Consider the following 19,355-nt stretch of genomic DNA (forward strand, 5'->3'; position numbering starts at 1 on the left):
TCTCCTTGGCGGCAGAGGCAGAACGGAATGCTTACCTCAGGGGTGATCGCCGGGATGACCAAACGCTGAGATCATGAGATGCAACGGTTTCCGGACAAGGCTCCTCCTGATGCATCAGATCGTCTCGGCTCCCCTCGATACGTCGCGCCGCTGGTGGGTGCTCGCGACTGTCGTCGCGGCGCAATTCATGTTCGGGGTCGATGCCTTCATCGTCAACGTCGCGATCCCGACCATTGCGGCCGAACTGCATGCGAGCGCGGCGCAGATCGAGGCGGTCATCGCGATCTACCTGATCGCCTATGCCACGCTGGTCATCACCGGCGGGCGGCTCGGCGATATCTACGGCACACGAAACGTGTTCATTGCAGGCGTGGCGGGCTTCACCGTCACCTCGCTGTGGTGCGCATTGGCGCAATCCGGCCCCGAATTGATCGCGGCACGGCTGGCGCAGGGCGCGACGGCGGCGTTGATGGTGCCGCAGGTGCTTGCCACCATTCATCTGTTGTTCGCGGATGCCTCGCGCGGACGCGCCTTCGGCATTTACGGCATCGTGCTCGGGCTTGCCGGTGCAGCAGGTTTCCTGCTCGGCGGCCTGTTGGTGACATCCGATCTGGCCGGGCTCGGCTGGCGCACGGTGTTTTTCGTCAACGTGCCGTTTGGCGCAATCATCATGGCCGCGGCCTTCAGGATCATGCCGACAGTGCCGCGCCGCGCCGGCACGCGGCTGGATATTCCCGGCGCCATCGTGCTGTTTCTCGGCCTGCTATGCGTGATCGGCCCGCTGCTGTTCGGCCATGATTTGCACTGGTCGCCCTCAGTCTGGCTGGCGATGGCGGGCGGCGCGGTCATCATCGCCGTCTTCCTGCGGCTGGAGCGCGCGGTCGCCCACAGCGGTGGCATGCCGCTGATCGACCTTTCGTTGCTGGCGGACAAGGCGTTCATGCGCGGGTTGGTGGCCGTGTTCTTTTTCTTCTTCGCCAACCTGTCGTTCTACCTCGTCATCACGATCTACCTGCAGAACGGGCTGCATATTCCGCCGCTGCAGGCCGGGCTGGTCTTCCTGCCTCTGGCGCTGACCTTCGTGATCGCCTCGCGGCATAGTGGTGTACGCGCCAAACATCGCGGCACGCTGGTGCTGATCGAGGGCTGCGCGGTGCAGATTGCCGGCCTTGCGGCATTGGTGACGGCGATCGAATGGATCGCTGCGCCGTCCGCAATGATACTGGCGCTGGTGCTGACGATCTTCGGTTACGGCCAGGGGCTCGTGATGGCGCCGTTGTCCAGCGCCGTGCTCTCGACCGTGAGGCCGGCCAGCGCCGGCGCGAGCTCCGGCATGTACGGCACGACGGCGCAAATCGCCAACGCGGCCGGCGTCGCGGCGATCGGCGCGGTCTTCTTCGCCATCGAATCAGCCCGGTCGGCTCGGCTGGCGCTGCTTGCCGCCTGCGCGCTGTTTGCGCTGTCGATTATCGTCTGTGCCGCATTACTGACATGGATGCGTCGGGTCACGGGATGACAAATTAACGTCAATTGCCAAAATTTGATTGTGGGGAATGACAGTGCACGGTCTTTTTATTTTGCAGTGCAGCAACTATCTGTTCTGGGTAAGGTTGATTCAAGAACAATCGCCCCAGGAGCCATCTTGTCGCTCGCGAAGAACGTCGAATTCTTGCGCCATTTCCCGAAGCTGAACGGGTTCAATGGCTTGGGAATCTATAGCCGAAGCACTTCGCCGGCGGGGCAGAGCCCGCTTGTTGAAATCAACGGATTCGGCACCAATCCCGGCGCGCTAAAAATGTTTGCCTATGTGCCGGAGCAGTTGCCACGCGCATCCGCGCTCGTCGTCGTCCTGCACGGCTGCGGCCAGACCGCCGCGGGCTATGACTTCGGCACCGGCTGGTCGACGCTCGCCAAGCGCTACGGCTTTGCGTTGCTGATGCCCGAACAGCAGGCCGCCAATAACGCCAACACCTGTTTCAACTGGTTCAATCCGGGCGATATCGCGCGCGGCCGCGGCGAAGCCGCGTCGATCCGGCAGATGGTCGCGCGGATGGTCGCCGATCACAAAATCGATCCCCGCCGCATCTATATCACCGGCCTTTCCGCCGGCGGCGCGATGACGTCGGTGATGCTGGCTGTCTATCCGGAAGTGTTTGCGGGCGGCGCCATCATCGCCGGTCTGCCCTACGGCATCGCGAGCAATGTCCGGGAAGCGCTCGGCGGCATGATGCAGTCGACATCGCGCCCCGCCGGCAAGTTGGGCGATCTCGTCCGCAAGGCCTCCAGGCACAGGGGGCCCTGGCCGAAAGTGTCGGTGTGGCACGGCAGCGCCGACCGCACGGTGAACCCCGGCAACGCCAACGAAATCGTCAAGCAGTGGCTCGACGTCCACGGCCTGCCCGCTGCGCCGATGTCGACAGGGGATGTCGACGGCCACCCGCGCGAGGTCTGGTGGAACGCCGACGGCGAGACCGTCGTCGAGTCCTACACCATCACCGACATGGCCCATGGTACGCCGCTGGGCTTGGCCGGCAATGATGAGCGTTATGGGGCTGAAGGCGCGTTCCTGATCGAAGCGGGCATCTCGTCGTCCTATCACATCGCCGATTTCTTCGGCCTGACCGGGCGCGTCAGTCCGGTCAGCGAAGCGGCCAAACCGGCGCCGGCGTCGAAGGTCGTTCTATCCGCTGCCACGGAATCTCTGCAGTCGTCCGATCTCGCCGCCACGCTCTGGTCGAGGTCCCACAAGCCGGTTCGCCAACCCAAGCCAGCGCCGCGCGAACCAAAGCGCCGCGGCATCGACGTCGGCGCCGTCATCACCCGCGCGCTGACGGCCGCGGGATTGATGAAGTAGCTGGGCCTGCCTTCAGCTCAGCGGAATTAAATTCCGATCTCGCCGGTGATGAACGGGTTGGTCAGGCGTTCCTGGCCGATGCTGGAGCCCGCGCCGTGGCCGCAGATGAAGCCGACATCGTCACCGAGCGGTAATAGCTTTTCCTTGATCGAATTGATCAGCGTGGCGTGGCTGCCGCCGGGCAGATCCGTGCGCCCGACCGAGCCGTTGAACAGCACGTCGCCGACATGGGCGAAGCGCAATTCCTTGTTGAAGAACACCACGCTGCCCGGTGAATGGCCGGGGCAGTGCAGGATGTCGAAGGTGAGATCACCGATCGAAACCTGATCGCCTTCATCGAGCCAGCGGTCCGGCCCGAAATTGCGCACTCCGGTCATGCCGAAGCGCTCGCCGCTGCTCACGACATTGTCGAGCAGGTACTTGTCGGCGATGTGTGGCCCCTCGATCTTCACCTGCAGCGCGTCGCGCAAATCAGCCGCGCCGCCGACATGGTCGATATGGCCGTGCGTCAGCCAGATTTTTTCGACCGTGACGCCGGTCTGCTTGATCGCCTCCAGGATCTTGGGAACGTCCCCGCCGGGGTCGACCACCACAGCCTTCTTGGAAGGCTCGTGCCAGATGATGGTGCAGTTCTGCTCGAACAGCGTCACCGGCACGATCATCGCGCCGGCCTTGGCCTGGGTCTCGGTTTTGTCATCCATGGCAGGCACCATATTCCACCTTGAAATGGGGTCAACACGGGCGGGAACCGATATGAGGTCCATTTCAGTCCGTGATAGGGTTTGCACGTCAGGATATTTAGTGGCGAAAGCCGGAAATCGCATCGGTCAGATCGCGATTTCGTTCGGGATGCGCAGTTGATGAACCAGGCCTCCAAATCGCCGCTCGGCGGGACCCGCACGACGGCCCGGGCATTTTTTGTCAGCGATCGCCTCACCACGTCGGGTCTCGAGCGCGGCGATGTTCTGGCAACGACGCCGCTGGCATTTCGCGTCAAGGAAAACGGCGTTGCGGTTCTCTTCCGCTATGGCGTGGTGGTTCTGATCGGGCTGAATGCGCTGGAAGAGGAGGAATTCCTTCGCGGCCTGGACCATCGCATGACGGGCAAGTTTGCGCGGCGCGACGAGGAAACCGCAATCATCGAGCTGGCTCCGGAAAAGGAGGACCAGATTCCCCCCGGCGGTCCGCTCTGCCTGCAAAGCCTGTCGCCTGACCGGCTGATCCTGATCAGCGAGGCGCTGGCGAAGAGCGTCGTTCTGGCTCGGCATGAACGCGAAGTTGCCAGCGTCTTTGACACGACCGAACCGTTCGCGCGGGAACTGGCGCAGAGTGGGCGCATGCGCGGCGGCCGCCGCTCGATCCTGAAAAATATCGGCAACGCGCTTCTGGTACGGCACCGGGTGTCGGGACCGGTCGAAGTGGAAGAAAAACCCGACGTGCTTTGGGACAAGCCGCATCTGGAGCGGCTGTATGCCCGGCTGGAAGACGAGTATGAGCTCAAGGAGCGCGCGGAATCGCTGAACGGCAAGCTCGCCGTGATCGCCGAGAGCGCGCAGGTGCTGACCGATATCATCGACACAAGGCGCTCGCTGCGGCTCGAAGTGATTATCGTGCTCCTGATCCTGTTCGAGGTGATGATGACGATCTATCAACTCGCCTTGGGTCGGCACGCCTGATCTCTGTCGTCCCGGCCAAGCGAGCAAAGCGAGCGCTGAGCCGGGATCCATAACCACAGGCGTGTGCTGTGCGACGGCTGTAGTTCCAGCCCGGCGCAACGACGCGCGCCGGTGATTATGGGTCCCCGCGCCCCGTGCGCAATTGCGCACCAGGCGGGGACGACTCGTTGAGGGGCCCTCGCGACGTCAACGACTTACCGCTTGATCTGCGCCTTCAGCGTATCCTCGACGACGCGATCGAACGACGACCCTTTCGGCGCCGCCTTGGCGCGCTGGTCGGCAACGTATCTATCGCGCTTGGCCACCAGTGCCGACAGTTTTTCGTTGAGCGCCCTGCGCTGGCCCATCTGCTTGTTGACCTCGTCCATGCGCTGTTCGGGCTTCAACGCGCGCAGATTGTCGGGCAGCTCTTCCTCGTTGATGGCGGAGAAGCTCTTGCGGCCGGCGGTTACGTCGGCGACGAGGTCGCCATTGCCGGTGACGGCCTCCGACGTCGCCTTGGAGCGCTTGTTGAGGTAGCTCGCCATCTCGGAGGCTTGCGCCGGCGCGACGGCGGCAACCTCGGACAATTGCTTGGTCTTGCCCTCGGTACGCTTCTGCAGATGTTTCGGTCCGTAAGGGATCACGGTGCCGTTGATCTCCCGCTGCAGGATGATGATCTCCTCGTCGAACGGCGTCTCGATCAAGACTACTTCGCCGCCGTCCTGCGGAATCGGAATGAAGCGGCCGTTGCCGTTCTGGGCGATGTCGCGCCAGATCCGCGCGGTGTCCTGGGCATTGCCGGCCAGCACGGCGTTGACGATGATGTCCTTCTGCTTGGCGACCGACAGCGTGACCGGATATTTGGTGTCCTGCGCGTAATCCATGTGCGGCGGCGCATCGCCGACCAGGAACACGATCCGCCTGGTGTCGCCGCCCGAGGTCCATTGCAGCTTGTTGACGGCGACATCGAGCGCCTCGTTGACGCTTTCCGGCCAGTCGCCGCCGCCGCGGGCCTTCAATTCCAGAAGCTGGCCGTAAAGATCCTGAATGTCAGTGGTGAGTTCGATCTTCCTGGTCACATAGTCGTCGCCGATGTCGCGATAGGCGACGAGGCCCATGCGGATGTCGGCGTCGGGATTGGAATCGACGATCGCGGTCGCGATCGACCAGATCTTGCGCTTGGCGCCTTCGAGCAGGCCACCCATCGAGCCCGTGGTGTCGAGCACGAACGCCACTTCGACGGCAGGCTTTGCAACGGCCGACGACAGGCCAGCGGATAGCGACAGGGCAGTGAGCGCGAGGGCAAAAGCGGGGGTAGCGATGCGTGGCATCGTCAAATCTCCTCCAGTGTTTTGTCCCTCAAAGCCAAGGTTCCCTGGCTTCACGGTGCGCTGAGGTCCAAAAATGGGCGGGCTGCAGACAAATTTGTCGCCGGCTTGGCGCCGGACTTAGCATCGCTGCTGGGTGGTCGCCGTGAAATCGGATAGGGTTCACGACCATGGAATCATCCGCCCGCCAGATCAGCCTCGTGCCTCCATTGGACCGCCGCCAATCCGAAACGGCGCTGGCGATCGCGCGCGGCACCGCGCGGCTGTTGCGGTCGCTGGGGTTTTCCTGCATCAGCGAGTTGCCGCTGCCCTCCGGGCGCCGCGCCGACCTGGTGGCGCTGAACGAGCGCGGTGAAATCTGGATCGTCGAGATCAAGTCATCGGTGGAAGATTTGCGCGCCGACCAGAAATGGCAGGACTACCGGATGCATTGCGACCGGCTGTTCTTCGCCTTCACGCAGGACCTTCCTTGCGAGATCTTTCCTGAAGGCACCGGCCTGATCATCGCCGACGCTTACGGCGCCCATCTGCATTGCGAGGCGCCCGAGCATCGCCTGCCCGCGGCGACGCGCAAATCGATGACGGTGCGTTTTGCGATGGCGGCAGCGCTGCGGATCAACCGCCTGGTCGATCCGCAGGGGCACGGGGAGTTTTAAGACGCGGCCGTAGGATGGGCAAAGCGAAGCGTGCCCACCATCAAGCAGCACGGTCGACGACAGATGGTGGGCACGGCGCAAGCGCGCCTTTGCCCACCCTACAATTGTTCGCAATCACCGCGGCGCGCGCTTGGCCAAAATCCGCTGCAGGGTGCGGCGGTGCATGTTGAGCCGCCGCGCCGTCTCCGAGACGTTGCGGTTGCACATCTCGTAGATGCGCTGGATGTGTTCCCAGCGGACGCGATCCGCCGACATCGGGTTTGACGGCAGTTCGGATTTCTCGGTGCCGCTGGCGAGCAGCGCCGCAACGACGTCGTCGGCGTCGGCAGGTTTCGAGAGATAATCCACCGCGCCCATCTTCACCGCGGTGACGGCGGTTGCGATGTTGCCGTAGCCGGTCAGCACGATGGTGCGCGCGTCCGGGCGCTTGCGCTTCAGCGCCGACACCACGTCGAGCCCGTTGCCGTCGCCGAGCCGCAGGTCCACCACGGCGAAGGCCGGTGCGGCCTTGCTGATTTGCGCCAGCCCGTCGGACACGGTGTCGCAGGACGTCACCGCGAAGCCGCGGGTTTCCATCGCGCGCGACAGGCGCTCGAGAAACGGCTTGTCGTCCTCGACGATCAGCAGCGAGCGGTCGGCGAGATCGTTCAATTCGGCGATGGCGTTCAAGGTCGGGTTCCCCCGGGGTTGCGGATGCAGGGCATGATATAGAGCATATGGCGCGGCAGTTTTGCACTGCCAAGGCCCCAAGTCGATCGGCTAAGTCGATCGGCGCGCTTTCCCCTAATCCGCTGGCCCGGCAGCACTTTCCTCAGCCTCGAAGCGGGCGCGGGGCCAGGCGATATGCACCACGGCGCCGTGATCGGGAAAGGTCCGGTTGGAGAAGGAAACCTTGGCGCCGGTCCGTTCCAGCAGCGTGCGGGCGATGAACACGCCAAGGCCGAGGCCGGTGCGTTCGCGGTCCGCCTCATCGGCGCTGCGACGCCTTGATAAATAGGGTTCCCCGATCCTATGCAGCATATCGGGGGCAATGCCTGGGCCATCGTCCGAAATGACGATTTCGACCGTATCGGCGTTCCACCAGGCGTTCACCTCCACCGTGGTCCGCGCGAAATCGACAGCATTTTCCAGGATGTTGCCGACGCCGTACAGGATAGCCGGGTTCCGGGCGCCGACCGGCTCGCGCGTGGCTGCGACAGCTAGCCGCACCTTGATGGCGACGCCGAAATCGCGATGCGGCGCCACCACTTCCTCGATCAGCGTCGAAATCGGCATGCGGTCGAACGGCGCGCCGGAGGAGGACAACTGGGTGATCTTGGCCAGGATGTCGCGGCAGCGCTGCGCCTGCTCGCGCAGGGTTTTCAGATCGGAGGCCAATGGGTCGTTGCCGTCGACCGTCTTTTCCAGCTCCCGTGAAATCAGGAAGATCGTCGACAGCGGCGTGCCGAGTTCATGCGCGGCGGCAGCCGCAAGTCCATCGAGCTGGGTCAGATGCTGCTCGCGCGTCAGCACCAACTCGGTCGCGGCCAATGCATCGGAAAGCTTTCGCGCTTCCTCGGTTGCCTGGAACGCATAGAGGCTGGTGACCCCGATCGCGAGCACGATCGAGAGCCAGACGCCGAACAGATAGATCGGCGGCAGCACCAGCGGATCTTCGCTGTCCCAGGGTAGCTGCAGATGGAAGAACACGAGCGCCGAGGCGCAGGCGACCGCAAGCAGGCCGAGACCGACCGTCATCCGGATCGGCAGCACCGTCGCGGAGATCAGGACCGGGCCGAGGAACAGAAATGAAAACGGATTCTGCAAGCCCCCGGTCAGGAACAGCAGCGCGGCCAGTTCGACGATGTTGAGTGCGAGCAGCGCCGCCGCATAGACCGGTTCCAGCCGCTGCATCGGGTTGAAGGCAATTTGCAGCGCGAGATTGAGCAGCGCCGAGACGCCGACAACGGCGACGCAGGCGATGACGGGAAAGTCGAATTCCAGCCCATGCCCCACGATGAAGATCGCGGTGAGCTGGCCGAGCGCAGCCAGCCAGCGCAGCCGGAGGATCGTATCAAGACGGACATAGCGGTGCGGAAGGCGGAAGTCGGAGGCAACGTCGGACATGGCTGGAGTTTAGCTGTCGGAGCGTGCGATCACAAATTCGCGCGGTCAGGTTCGCTTTCTCCGTCTTGGCCGGGCATAGCCGTCCGGAAGGACGGCGTCGCCGCCGCTCGCCTATGCCCGGCCATCCACGTGTTTCCTGCCGACGGATCGAAAGACGTGGATGCCCGGGACAAGCCGGGCATGACGACCTTGTATGACGAGCTTCTTGCGCTCACCTCCGCAATGGCTCAATGAACGGATCGCATGATGACGGGTGACGCCACGCCAGCCCAATCGCCCGCGGCAGGGCCGGAAGGCCCCGCCGCGATCGACGTCGCGCATCTCATAAAACTCTACAAGACCACCCGCGCGGTGGATGATTTGTCGTTTCGGATCGCGCGCGGCAGCGTCACCGGGCTGCTCGGCGGCAATGGCGCCGGCAAGACCACGACGATCGCGATGATCATGGGACTGGTGCTGCCGACCTCGGGACGCGTCCAGGTGCTCGGCCATGCGATGCCGGACCAGAGCGCCGACGTGCTCGGCCGGATGAATTTCGAGAGCCCGTATGTCGATATGCCGATGCGGCTCACGGTCCGGCAGAACCTCACCATCTTCGGCCGGCTCTATGCGGTGGCGAATCTCGCCGACCGCATCGAGCAGCTCGCCTCCGACCTCGATCTGAAGGATTTTCTCGATCGCGCCAATGGCAAGCTCTCGGCCGGGCAGAAGACCCGCGTCGCGCTGGCGAAGGCGCTGATCAACCAGCCGGAGCTGCTGTTGCTCGACGAGCCGACGGCCTCGCTCGATCCTGATACCGCCGACTGGGTGCGGCAGCATCTGCAGAATTATCGCAGGACCCACGACGCCACGATCCTGCTGGCATCGCATAACATGCTGGAAGTGGAGCGGCTGTGCGACCGCGTCATCATCATGAAGCGTGGCCGCATCGAGGACGACGACAGTCCCGACCAGATCATGGCGCGCTACAACCGCACCACGCTGGAAGACGTATTCCTCGACGTCGCGCGCGGCCGGGTGGCGGAGGGGACGCCATGAACAACGTCGCCCGCGAGGTCGGGATCGCCACGCATCATGGGGTTTCGGCGCATCGCATCCATGCGATGGTGCTGCGCTACTGGTATCTCCTGATGTCGTCGTGGCCACGGCTGCTGGAGCTGATCTATTGGCCGGCGCTGCAGATCATCACCTGGGGCTTTCTGCAGAACTACATTGCGCAGAACGACGGCTTCTTTGCGCGCGCCGGCGGCTCGCTGATCGGCGCGGTGATCCTGTGGGACATCCTGTTCCGCGGCCAACTCGGCTTTTCGATCTCGTTTCTCGAGGAGATGTGGGCGCGCAACCTCGGCAATCTGATGATGAGCCCGCTAAAGCCGATCGAGTTCCTGATCTCGCTGATGATCATGAGCCTGATCCGGCTCGCGATCGGTGTGATTCCGATGACGCTGTTGGCGCTGTTCTTCTTCGATTTCAATTTCTTCGCGATCGGGCTGCCGCTGATCGCATTCTTCTGCAACCTGATCTTCACGAGCTGGTCGGTCGGAATTTTCGTATCCGGCCTGGTGCTGCGCAACGGGCTCGGCGCCGAGAGCATCGTCTGGACGCTGATGTTCGGCCTGATGCCGCTCGCCTGCATCTATTATCCGGTCGCGGTGCTACCCACCTGGCTGCAAACCATCGCCTGGACGCTGCCGCCGACCTATGTGTTCGAGGGCATGCGCGCGCTATTGATCGATCACGTCTTCAGGGCCGACCTGATGGTCTGGTCGCTTGGCATCAACGCGGGCCTGTTCGCTGCCTCCTTTGCGACCTTCCTTGCCCTTTTGCGCAGCGCCAAACACCACGGATCTTTGCTCGGGGGTGGCGAATAAGTCACAGTTTCCCGTGGTTTCGCGGGGGTTTTAGGCCTTTTGATGCGTGGACATAACTAATCGGTCCATTGACGCATTATTACGCATTCTGCACTATGCTGCGGCGCAAAACAGAGGTCAGAAATAAAATGCCGATTGGTGAGTTTGGTGGCGCACCGCCACTGGTGGCAGAAGGCAGTCCGGCGCTTACGACGCCGATGTACTGGATGTACGAAATGGGCCACGCGTCGCTCAACCCGGCTCGCGCCGTGACCGATGCGACCAAGATCCTGTTTCAAAATCCGCTTAATCCCTTTTCGCATACGCAGTTCGGCAAATCGATAGCGGCGGCCTGCGAATTGTTCGAGCGCACCACGCGCCGCTACGGCAAGCCCGAATGGGGGCTCGACTTCACCGAGGTTAACGGCATCCGCACGCCGGTCGAGGTCCGCTCGATCTGGGAAAAGCCGTTCTGCCGTCTGCTGCATTTCGATCGCAAGCTGCTTCGGCCGCTGCGCAGCCCCCATCCGCGCGTGCTGATCGTGGCGCCGATGTCCGGCCACTACGCAACGCTGCTGCGTGGCACGGTCGAGGCCTTCCTGCCGACGCATGAAGTCTACATCACCGACTGGTCCGACGCGCGCATGGTTCCCCTCGCCGAGGGCCGTTTCGATCTCGACGACTATGTCGACTACGTCATCGAGATGCTGAACGTGCTCGGCGGCAACATGCATGTGATCGCAGTGTGCCAGCCGTCGGTACCCGTGGTGGCGGCGGTTTCCGTGATGGAAGCCGCGCGCGATCCATTCGTGCCGCTGTCGATGACGCTGATGGGCGGCCCAATCGATACAAGGCGCAATCCGACCTCGGTGAACAACCTCGCGGCCGAGCGCGGCAGTGAATGGTTCCGCAACCATGTGATTACCAAGGTGCCGTTCCCGCATCCCGGCGTGATGCGTGACGTCTATCCGGGCTTCCTGCAGCTCTCGGGCTTCATCACCATGAACCTCGATCGCCATACCGACGCACACAAGGCGCTGTTCAACAATCTGGTGAAGGGCGACGGCGACATGGTCGACAAGCACCGAGAGTTCTACGACGAGTATCTCGCGGTGATGGATCTGACGGCTGAATATTACCTGCAGACCGTCGACCTCGTCTTCGTCAAGCACGCGCTGCCCAAGGGTGAGATGACCCATCGCGGCAAGCCGGTCGATCCGTCGAAAATCCGTCGCGTGGCGCTGATGACGGTCGAAGGCGAGAATGACGACATCTCCGGACTCGGACAGACCGAAGCGACGCACGCGCTGTGCCCTGCGATTCCCGATCATCGCCGTGTGCATTACGTGCAAAAGGGCGTTGGGCACTACGGCGTGTTCAACGGATCGCGATTCCGTTCCGAAATCGTGCCGCGCATCTCCGATTTCATGCTGTCGGCAGCCAATACCAACATTTCAGCGGCTAGTACCAAGCCGACATTGGTCCGTGCAGCCGAATAGTGCCCCAGGCGGCATCGATTCCGAGCCGCCGATAAGCTGCTGAGAAGATTCAAACATTCCGGATTCAGGTCGAATCAAGGGGTGAGTTCAGACTCACTCCTTGAGGCCGCTTTTGACCCCCGGTTCCAACCAAAATTTTGGGTTCCAGCCCCTGCCGGTAGAGGCTATTTGAGCCCCAGCCCCTGTATATTGGGCAAATGATTTGTTTTTGCGCCGAGCAATTTAGATGCGATTTCCCTGGCGGCGGATATGGCAGAATCCGGGCGAACTCCTGCTCCCCGGACTCCAAGACATGGCTACTCGCGCCCTCCTTTATCGGCGGCCCGCCGAACCCGCGACTCTTTTGGTCAAACACGGCTCGCAAGTCTTTGCGATCAGGTTGCGCCGGCACCGCCGCGCGCGGCGTTACACCTTGCGCATTCATCCGACGGATCGCGAAGCCATCCTGACGATGCCCCCGCGGGGTACGATCATGGAGGCCAAGGATTTTGCGCAGCTCCACGGCGGCTGGATCGCCGCGCGCCTTGGTCGCTTGCCGAAGGCGGCGCCGTTTCAGGCCGGCACTGTCATACCGTTGCGCGGTGTTCCGCATCGGATCGTGCATCGCGCAGGCGAGCGCGGCACGGTATGGACCGAAACGCGCGACAGCGGCGAGAAGCTTCTCTGCGTGGCCGGCGGTTTCGAGCATATGGACCGGCGCGTCCACGACTTTCTCAAGCGCGAAGCGCGCAAGGATTTGCACAAGGCGTCGCTGGCCTACGCGGCGGATCTCGGTGTCCGGGTCCGACGGGTATCGATCCGCGACCAGTCGAGCCGCTGGGGATCATGCACCTCGGCCGGCTCATTGTCGTACTCCTGGCGATTGATCCTCGCGCCGCCCTATGTGCTGGACTACCTCGCCGCCCATGAGGTCGCCCATCTCGTCGAGATGAACCACTCGCCCAGGTTCTGGCGGGTCGTCGACCGTATCTGCGACCATGTCGAACGCGCCAAGCGCTGGCTCGACACCTACGGCAACGATTTGCATCGCTATGGGGCCGAGGATTAGGGGTCAATCGCAAGCGGGTAAACTGATCCCGGATTGCGCTGCGCTCCATCCGGGCTTCTGGCTCCGACTTAACTCATCTTCCAAACAACCGATCAACGAGCCAGCCATCAAGCCCCGCTGCCGCCTCGGGGCGCGCATTTGGATTCGGCGGCGGCGCGGAGTTGCGCGCCGACGGCGGCCGGTATGAGCCGCCTGAGGAAGCCGGCGCCGGCTGAGACGCCGCGCTGACTTGCGAGGTCTGGAACAGGTTCGACATGAAGCCGCCGCGCTGCGAGTTCGGCAAACCCGCTACTGCCACGCCCTGATGCGCCGTGCGCATGAAGCGGGTCCAGACTTCCACCGGCAGGCCGCCGCCAGTCGCCTTCTTGGTCGGCGAATTGTCGTCATTGCCCAGCCAGACGCCGGTGACGAGGTTCGCCGTATAGCCGATGAACCAGGCGTCGCGGAAATCCTGGCTGGTGCCGGTCTTGCCGGCGGCCATCCAGCCCGGAATCTCCGCCTTGCGGGCGGTGCCAGAGAGCAGGGTCTCCTGCATCATCGCGTTCATCATCGCGACATGGCGCGGTTCGATCACCTGGCCGAGCTGGTCGGGCTGCCGCGCATACAGCAGCTTGCCTTCATTGGTGCGGATCTTGGTCACGACATGCGGGGAGACGCCGAGCCCGCCATTGGCAAACGGCGCATAGGCGCCGACCAGCTCTATGACGGACACCTCCGAAGTACCCAGCGCGATCGAGGGATTGGCCTCGAGCTTCGATGAAATCCCGAGCCGGTGCGCGGTCCGCACCACGTTCTTCGGTCCGACTTCGAGGCCGAGCCGCACCGCGACCGTGTTGAGCGACATCGCCAGTGCCTGCGTCAGCGTCACTGCGCCGAAATATTCATGGGTGTAGTTCTCCGGGCGCCATCCCTTAAGATCGAGCGGCGCGTCCTGGCGGATCGTTTCCGGCGTCAGGCCGCCTTCGATTGCGGTCAGATAGATGAACGGCTTGAACGCCGAGCCCGGCTGGCGTTTTGCGGTCACCGCGCGGTTGTACTGGCTGTCGGCATAGTTCCGTCCGCCCACCATGGCGCGCACCGCGCCCTCGGGTGTCATCGCCACCAGCGCGCCTTGCGTGACGTTGAATTTCACGCTCTTTGCAGCGAGCTCGTCGATGATGGCGGCTTCGGCTGTGCTCTGCAGCTTCGGATCGATCGTGGTTTCGACCACGATGCTCTGGTCGATCTGGCCGACGAGATCGTCTAGCACCTCGCCGATCCAGTCGGCGACGTAATTGACCGTGCCGGCGCCGGCCGGCTTCACACTATAGGAGGGATGTCCGATCGAGGCCTTGGCCTGGGCGCTGGTGATGAATTTGGCCTCTGCCATTGCCGCGAGCACGATCTGGGCACGCGCTTCGGCGCCTTCGGGGTTGCGGTTCGGCGCCAGTCGTGACGGCGACTTGACGAGGCCCGCCAGCATCGCGGCTTCCGCGACCGTGACGTTTTTCGCGGACTTGCCGAAATAGCGCTGGGCCGCAGCCTCGACGCCATAGGCGCCGGAGCCGAAGTAGACGCGGTTGAGGTAGAGCTCAAGAATTTCGTTCTTGGAGTGCTTGCGCTCCAGCCACAGCGCGAGTTCCACCTCCTGCAGCTTGCGCGCCATGGTGCGTTCCTGGGTCAGGAACAGGTTTTTGGCGAGCTGCTGCGTCAGCGTCGAGCCGCCCTGCGAGACGCCGCGATGCAGGACGTTGGCGACCGCCGCGCGGGCGATGCCGACCGGGTCGATGCCGTAATGCGAATAGAACCGGCGGTCCTCAATCGCGATGAAGGCCTTCGGCAGATAGGGCGGCAGGTCCTTCAGCGCGACATTGGTGCCGGCCATTTCGCCGCGTGAGGCCAACAGGCTGCCGTCGACACCGACGATCTGGATGGTCGGCGGACGCTTTGGAATTTCCAGCGACTGGATCGCCGGCAAATGCGCGCCGACCCAGATCACGACGCCGATGATGGCGATCGCCGCCCACAGGCCGAGCACTGCGCCCCAATATACCAGCCGGCCGAACCTGAACCGGCCGCGCGATTTCGAGCGCCGCTTGGCGCCGCCTCTCGCTGCGCGCGGCTTGCGCTCGCGCGGCGGCGGCTCGTCGTCGTCCTCGTCGTGCTTGCGCTTGGGCACTGGCTTCTTGGGCTTGTCGTCGTCGACGGCGGCTGGAATCCGATCCTCAGGTGAAAGCCGCAAGTCCGCGAGCGCTGCCGGAAGCCCGAACAGCGGCTCCTTGCGTCCGCCGCTCTTTTTCCGTCCCCACGCCATGACAAACGCCGTTCACACCCGTCCAGCCGCAGGCTACCGGGCGCTGTTTAAGGGTCGGTTACGGAAAGGTTAATGCGGGATTAGGAGGTGCGGCGGGGCCATATTAGGATGACAGCAAACCACAGCGTTCCCAGGGAAACACCGCATGGGCCACATCGATCCGACCAAGGAAGTGTTCGCACAATTCAAGGCCAACGACCGGCCGGGGCCCATCCACATGCTCAACCTGGTCCGGTTGCGCGCCCAAGCTGCCTATCCCGACGGGCGCAAGGCGACCGGCGCGGAGGCCTATGCGGCCTATGGAAGGGAAAGCGGCCCGGTGTTCGAGCGGCTGGGCGGCAAGATCGTCTGGCAGGGCCGGTTCGAACTGATGTTGATCGGGCCCGAAGCCGAGCGCTGGGATCACTGCTTCATCGCCGAATATCCCAGCGTCGCTGCGTTCGCCGAGATGATCCGCGATCCCGTCTACCGTGAAGCCGTGAAGCACCGCCAGGCCGCCGTCGAGGATTCCCGCCTGATCCGGCACGCGGTGCTACCGGTCGGCAAGACGTTTGGGGAGATACCTGCCTAGATCGTCATGGCCGGGCTTGACCCGGCCATCCACGTCTTTCTTGTTGCTATATCGTCAAGACGTGGAAGCCCGGGCATGACGAATGCAAAAAAATCGGCGGCCCCGAGGGGCCGCCGATCGCTTCGTTCCGCCGATCGTTTCGATTGTGTTATCGGGGCTAGCCCGCAGGGCCTGCGTCCTCGAGGATCGGGCCGAACAGTTCCCAGCGCTCGCCATTGAACCGCATCATCTGCAACTGCTTGTTGACGCGATAATCGGTCGGCGACGTGTTGGCGAGGATGCCCGGCAGCGACAGATCGAGCACGACGTCCTTCAGGCTGGTCGCCTGCTTCATGACGTTTTCGCGGGTGAGGTTGTCGCCGCACTTCTGGAGCACATGAATCATCAACTGCGAGGTCGAGTAGGCATAGGAGTTGAAGCTCGAATCCTTGTCGCCGTCGGGATAGTACTTCGCCATGAACTCGAAATACTTCTTCATGCCCGGATCGTCCTTCCAGGTCGGATCGAGCGGATCCTTGCCGTAGTTGACGCTGATCACGCCCTTGGAGGCTTCAAGCCCTGCCGGCTTCATCACGGCGCCGACCGAGGTGGCGTTGATGTCGAGGATATGCACCGGCTTCCAATTGAGCTCGTGGATCTTCTTGATGGCCTGCGCCGCCTGCTTGGGCGTCGTCGCCGAGAAGAACAGGTCCGCGCCGGCGTCCTTGATCTTGAGGATCTGCGAATCGATGGTCGGATCGGAAACTTCGTAGGAGGCTTCCGTCACGATCATCTTCGCGGCCTTGTCGCCGAGGCCGGCCTTGATGCCGTTCAGATAATCCTTGCCGAGGTCATCGTTCTGATAGAGCACGCCGATCTTGGCGTTCGGATATTCCTTGATGATGTATTGGCCGTAGATGCGCCCTTCGACGAAGTAGTTGGGATTGAAGCCCATCGTCCAGGGGAAGTTCTTTGGGTCGGTGAACTTCGACGCGCCGGTCGCGGCGAAAAGCTGCGGCACCTTCTTCGAGTTGAGGTATTTCTGAACAGCCGCGTTCGAAGGCGTGCCGAGGAGCTGGAAGGTGAGCAGCACTTCGTCGCTCTCGACCAGCTTGCGCACCTGCTCGACCGCCTTCGGCGGCGAGTAGGCGTCGTCATACTGGATCAGGTTGATCTTGCGGCCGTTCACGCCGCCCTGATCGTTGATCATCTTCATATAGGCGGCTTGGGTCTTGCCGATGGTGGCATAGGCGGAGGCCGGTCCGGAGAATGGATTGGTCTGGCCGATCTTGATCTCGGTATCGCTCGCGCCGGTGTCGTATTTTTTCTGCGCGGACGCTGTCGAGACCGACAGCGCAAGCGCGAGCGCCGTGCCGGTGGCCAGATGGAAAATACCCTTCCTCATAATGCTGCATTCCTCGTGTGTTTTATGATTGGCGCTGATCGTGCCGCGGGCCGGTCCGGCCGCACGGATGTCGTCGCTGTCACAATAGTGGCGGAAGCCATATTGCAATGCAAGGCATCCAAAAGCCGGGTTTCGGACATCAGGTTCCGTCTGCCCAAAAAGAATCCACTACCTGGCGTCAGCCGTAAAATGATGCATGGGTGCGCGGGCAGGGACATCACGGGACTCAAAACAAAGGCCGTCGGCATCGTGGGCGACGCCGACGGCTTCTGTCTTGAATCAGGACAGGGATGCTAACCGGCCGGTCCGGTATCCTCGATGATCGGGCCGAACAGTTCCCAGCGCTCGCCGTTGAACCTCATCATCTGCATCTGCTTGTTGATGCGATAATCGGTCGGCGAGGTGTTGGTGACCATGCCGGGCAGCGACAGGCTGCCGGTGACGTTCTTCAGATTGGCGGCCTGCTTCATGATGTTTTCGCGGGTGAGATCGTCGCCGCATTGCCGCAGGATCTTCACCAGCAATTCCGCGGTCGCATAGCCATAGGTGTTGACGGTGTTGAGCTTGTCGCCTTCCGGGTAATATTTGTCCATGAAGGCGAAATAGGCCTTGATGCCGGCATCGTCCTTCCACTGCGGATCGCCCGGATCCTTGCCGTAGTTGGTCGAGATGATGTCCTTGGAAATGTCGAGGCCAGCGGGCTTCAGTGTCGCCGACACCGGGCTCGCGTTGATGTCGAGGATGTGGACCGGCTTCCAGCCGAGGTCGGCAACCTTCTTGATCGCTTGGGCTGCAAATTTCGGCGTCGAGGCGTCGTAGAGCAGGTCGGCGCCGGCCGCTTTCAGCCTGACGATCTGCGAGTCGATGGTCGGATCGGTCAGTTCATAGGAGGCTTCGGCGATGATCATGGTGGCGGCTTTGCCACCCAGGCCTTCCTTCAGGCCGGTGATGTAGTCGCGGCCGAGATCGTCGTTCTGGTAGAGAATGCCGATCTTGGCGTTGGGGTGATTTTGCAGGATGTATTTTGCGTAGATGCGCCCCTCGGACTGGTAGTTGGGATTGTAGCCCATCGTCCAGGGAAAGTTCTTGGGATCGGTGAATTTCGACGCGCCGGTCGCGGCGAGGAGCTGCGGCACTTTTTTGGCGTTGAGGTATTTCTGGACGGCGGCGTTCGATGGCGTGCCGATGATCTGGAAGGTGAACAGAACCTCGTCGCTCTCGACCAGCTTGCGCACCTGTTCGACGGCTTTCGGCGGCGAGTAGGCGTCGTCATACTGGATCAAATTGAGCTTGCGCCCGTTGACGCCGCCCTGCTCGTTGATCATCCTGAAATAGGCGGCCTGGGTCTTGCCGATGCCGGCATAGGCGGAGGCCGGGCCCGAGAACGGAACCGTCTGGCCGATCTTGATTTCGGTATCGCTGGCGCCGGTATCGTACTTCTTCTGCGCGCTTGCGGATGTCGCCGATAGCGCGATCGCAACCGCCGCGCCTGCAAGCAGATGAAGAATGCCACTTCTCATGTCGCTGCCTCCGTCGTGTTGACCGATGATCGTGTCCGGTCATCGGTTCGGATGGCCAGCCGTCATCGTTATCAGGGAGTTTGGCGGAACGGATTTGGCAACGCAAGGCAGGGACGGAAGCTGAGCCTCTCAAGCCAGCCAGAGCACGATCAGGGCGAGCGCTGCGGGCCCCGCCTGCACATAGAGGATCCGGCGGCTGACCGTCGCCGCGCCATAGGCGCCCGCCACGATCACGCAGAGCAGAAAGAACATCTTGATCTGGAAGGCGAAGCCTGGATTGGGGTGGAACAGGCTCCAGACAAGGCCCGCGGCCAGGAAGCCGTTATACAGGCCCTGGTTGGCAGCCAGCACCGCAGAATCCCTTGCCTTCTCGATTCCGTTGCGGAAGATCTTCAGGCCCAGCGGCTTGGTCCAGAGAAACATCTCCAGTACCAGAAAGAACACATGCAGCGCGGCAACCACCGCGACCAGAAAATTGGCGATGAAGATCATGTCGCGGTCCCCCAACCGGCTGCGGAATTCGGGTGGACGCTAGCACGGCACGTGTGAAAAATGCGATCGCGTGCCGATATTTTTCAGGGAATGACG

At 62.7% G+C, this 19,355-nt stretch carries 16 protein-coding genes and 1 pseudogene; 9 read left to right on the top strand and 8 right to left on the bottom strand.

The features are described 5' to 3' along the window. Window positions 1–109 precede the first annotated feature (109 nt). Together V1288_RS12930 and V1288_RS12935 are read left to right on the top strand one after the other, a co-directional pair. Window positions 110–1,516, top strand: a complete 1,407-nt coding sequence (locus V1288_RS12930) for an MFS transporter (protein WP_334357397.1) — start codon at window positions 110–112, stop codon at window positions 1,514–1,516. A 126-nt stretch (window positions 1,517–1,642) separates the two neighbouring features. Then, window positions 1,643–2,854 carry an extracellular catalytic domain type 1 short-chain-length polyhydroxyalkanoate depolymerase gene (locus tag V1288_RS12935; RefSeq protein WP_334357398.1) on the top strand — a complete coding sequence of 404 codons (1,212 nt, stop codon included), beginning with the start codon at window positions 1,643–1,645 and terminating at the stop codon, window positions 2,852–2,854. 26 nt (window positions 2,855–2,880) lie between these two features. Here V1288_RS12935 and V1288_RS12940 read toward each other — a convergent pair whose 3' ends face one another. Beyond that, window positions 2,881–3,555: an MBL fold metallo-hydrolase gene (locus tag V1288_RS12940; protein ID WP_334357399.1), complete on the bottom strand. Its 675-nt coding sequence runs from the start codon at window positions 3,553–3,555 to the stop codon at window positions 2,881–2,883. 159 nt (window positions 3,556–3,714) lie between these two features. Here V1288_RS12940 and V1288_RS12945 point away from each other — a divergent pair, with 159 nt between their 5' ends. After that, window positions 3,715–4,530 carry an RMD1 family protein gene (locus V1288_RS12945; RefSeq protein WP_334357400.1) on the top strand — a complete coding sequence of 272 codons (816 nt, stop codon included), beginning with the start codon at window positions 3,715–3,717 and terminating at the stop codon, window positions 4,528–4,530. A gap of 194 nt (window positions 4,531–4,724) precedes the next feature. On the opposite strand, the gene V1288_RS12950 is transcribed toward V1288_RS12945, so the two are convergent. Continuing rightward, window positions 4,725–5,843, bottom strand: coding sequence for a vWA domain-containing protein (locus V1288_RS12950; protein ID WP_334357401.1), 1,119 nt, complete (start codon window positions 5,841–5,843; stop codon window positions 4,725–4,727). 167 nt (window positions 5,844–6,010) lie between these two features. Between V1288_RS12950 and V1288_RS12955 the strand changes: the two genes are divergently transcribed. Further along, window positions 6,011–6,496: an MmcB family DNA repair protein gene (locus V1288_RS12955; RefSeq protein WP_334357402.1), complete on the top strand. Its 486-nt coding sequence runs from the start codon at window positions 6,011–6,013 to the stop codon at window positions 6,494–6,496. 114 nt (window positions 6,497–6,610) lie between these two features. Here the strand turns inward: V1288_RS12955 and V1288_RS12960 are convergent, their stop codons facing one another. Further along, window positions 6,611–7,165 carry an ActR/PrrA/RegA family redox response regulator transcription factor gene (locus V1288_RS12960; protein ID WP_334357403.1) on the bottom strand — a complete coding sequence of 185 codons (555 nt, stop codon included), beginning with the start codon at window positions 7,163–7,165 and terminating at the stop codon, window positions 6,611–6,613. 114 nt (window positions 7,166–7,279) lie between these two features. Continuing rightward, window positions 7,280–8,602, bottom strand: coding sequence for an ActS/PrrB/RegB family redox-sensitive histidine kinase (locus V1288_RS12965; RefSeq protein ID WP_334357404.1), 1,323 nt, complete (start codon window positions 8,600–8,602; stop codon window positions 7,280–7,282). 246 nt (window positions 8,603–8,848) lie between these two features. Here V1288_RS12965 and V1288_RS12970 point away from each other — a divergent pair, with 246 nt between their 5' ends. The 4 genes and pseudogenes from V1288_RS12970 (at window position 8,849) to V1288_RS12985 (ending at window position 12,999) form a co-directional block, all read left to right on the top strand. Then, on the top strand, window positions 8,849–9,640 hold the full coding sequence (locus V1288_RS12970) for an ABC transporter ATP-binding protein (protein ID WP_334357405.1): 792 nt from the start codon (window positions 8,849–8,851) through the stop codon (window positions 9,638–9,640). Window positions 9,641–9,705: 65 nt separating this feature from the next. Next, on the top strand, window positions 9,706–10,473 hold the full coding sequence (locus V1288_RS12975) for an ABC transporter permease (protein WP_334361296.1): 768 nt from the start codon (window positions 9,706–9,708) through the stop codon (window positions 10,471–10,473). 128 nt (window positions 10,474–10,601) lie between these two features. Next, a complete protein-coding gene (locus V1288_RS12980; protein WP_334357406.1) occupies window positions 10,602–11,951 on the top strand; it encodes a polyhydroxyalkanoate depolymerase in 1,350 nt (449 codons plus the stop codon). Between the two features lie 197 nt (window positions 11,952–12,148). Then, window positions 12,149–12,999 (top strand): annotated as a pseudogene (locus V1288_RS12985) (M48 family metallopeptidase). A 73-nt stretch (window positions 13,000–13,072) separates the two neighbouring features. Here V1288_RS12985 and V1288_RS12990 read toward each other — a convergent pair. Beyond that, window positions 13,073–15,292 carry a PBP1A family penicillin-binding protein gene (locus tag V1288_RS12990; RefSeq protein WP_334357407.1) on the bottom strand — a complete coding sequence of 740 codons (2,220 nt, stop codon included), beginning with the start codon at window positions 15,290–15,292 and terminating at the stop codon, window positions 13,073–13,075. 145 nt (window positions 15,293–15,437) lie between these two features. On the opposite strand from V1288_RS12990, the gene V1288_RS12995 reads away from it, so the two are divergent. After that, on the top strand, window positions 15,438–15,863 hold the full coding sequence (locus V1288_RS12995) for a DUF1330 domain-containing protein (RefSeq protein ID WP_334357408.1): 426 nt from the start codon (window positions 15,438–15,440) through the stop codon (window positions 15,861–15,863). A 157-nt stretch (window positions 15,864–16,020) separates the two neighbouring features. Here V1288_RS12995 and V1288_RS13000 read toward each other — a convergent pair whose 3' ends face one another. From V1288_RS13000 to V1288_RS13010, 3 genes are all read right to left on the bottom strand, one after another. Continuing rightward, a complete protein-coding gene (locus V1288_RS13000; protein ID WP_334357409.1) occupies window positions 16,021–17,247 on the bottom strand; it encodes an ABC transporter substrate-binding protein in 1,227 nt (408 codons plus the stop codon). A 293-nt stretch (window positions 17,248–17,540) separates the two neighbouring features. Then, the gene (locus V1288_RS13005) at window positions 17,541–18,767 is read right to left on the bottom strand and encodes an ABC transporter substrate-binding protein (RefSeq protein WP_334357410.1); all 1,227 of its coding nucleotides are present in this window, start codon (window positions 18,765–18,767) and stop codon (window positions 17,541–17,543) included. A 129-nt stretch (window positions 18,768–18,896) separates the two neighbouring features. Then, window positions 18,897–19,259, bottom strand: coding sequence for a DUF1304 domain-containing protein (locus tag V1288_RS13010; RefSeq protein ID WP_334357411.1), 363 nt, complete (start codon window positions 19,257–19,259; stop codon window positions 18,897–18,899). Window positions 19,260–19,355: the final 96 nt, after the last annotated feature.

The sequence above is a fragment of the Bradyrhizobium sp. AZCC 2176 genome, assembly GCF_036924645.1.
Lineage (GTDB): Bacteria > Pseudomonadota > Alphaproteobacteria > Rhizobiales > Xanthobacteraceae > Bradyrhizobium.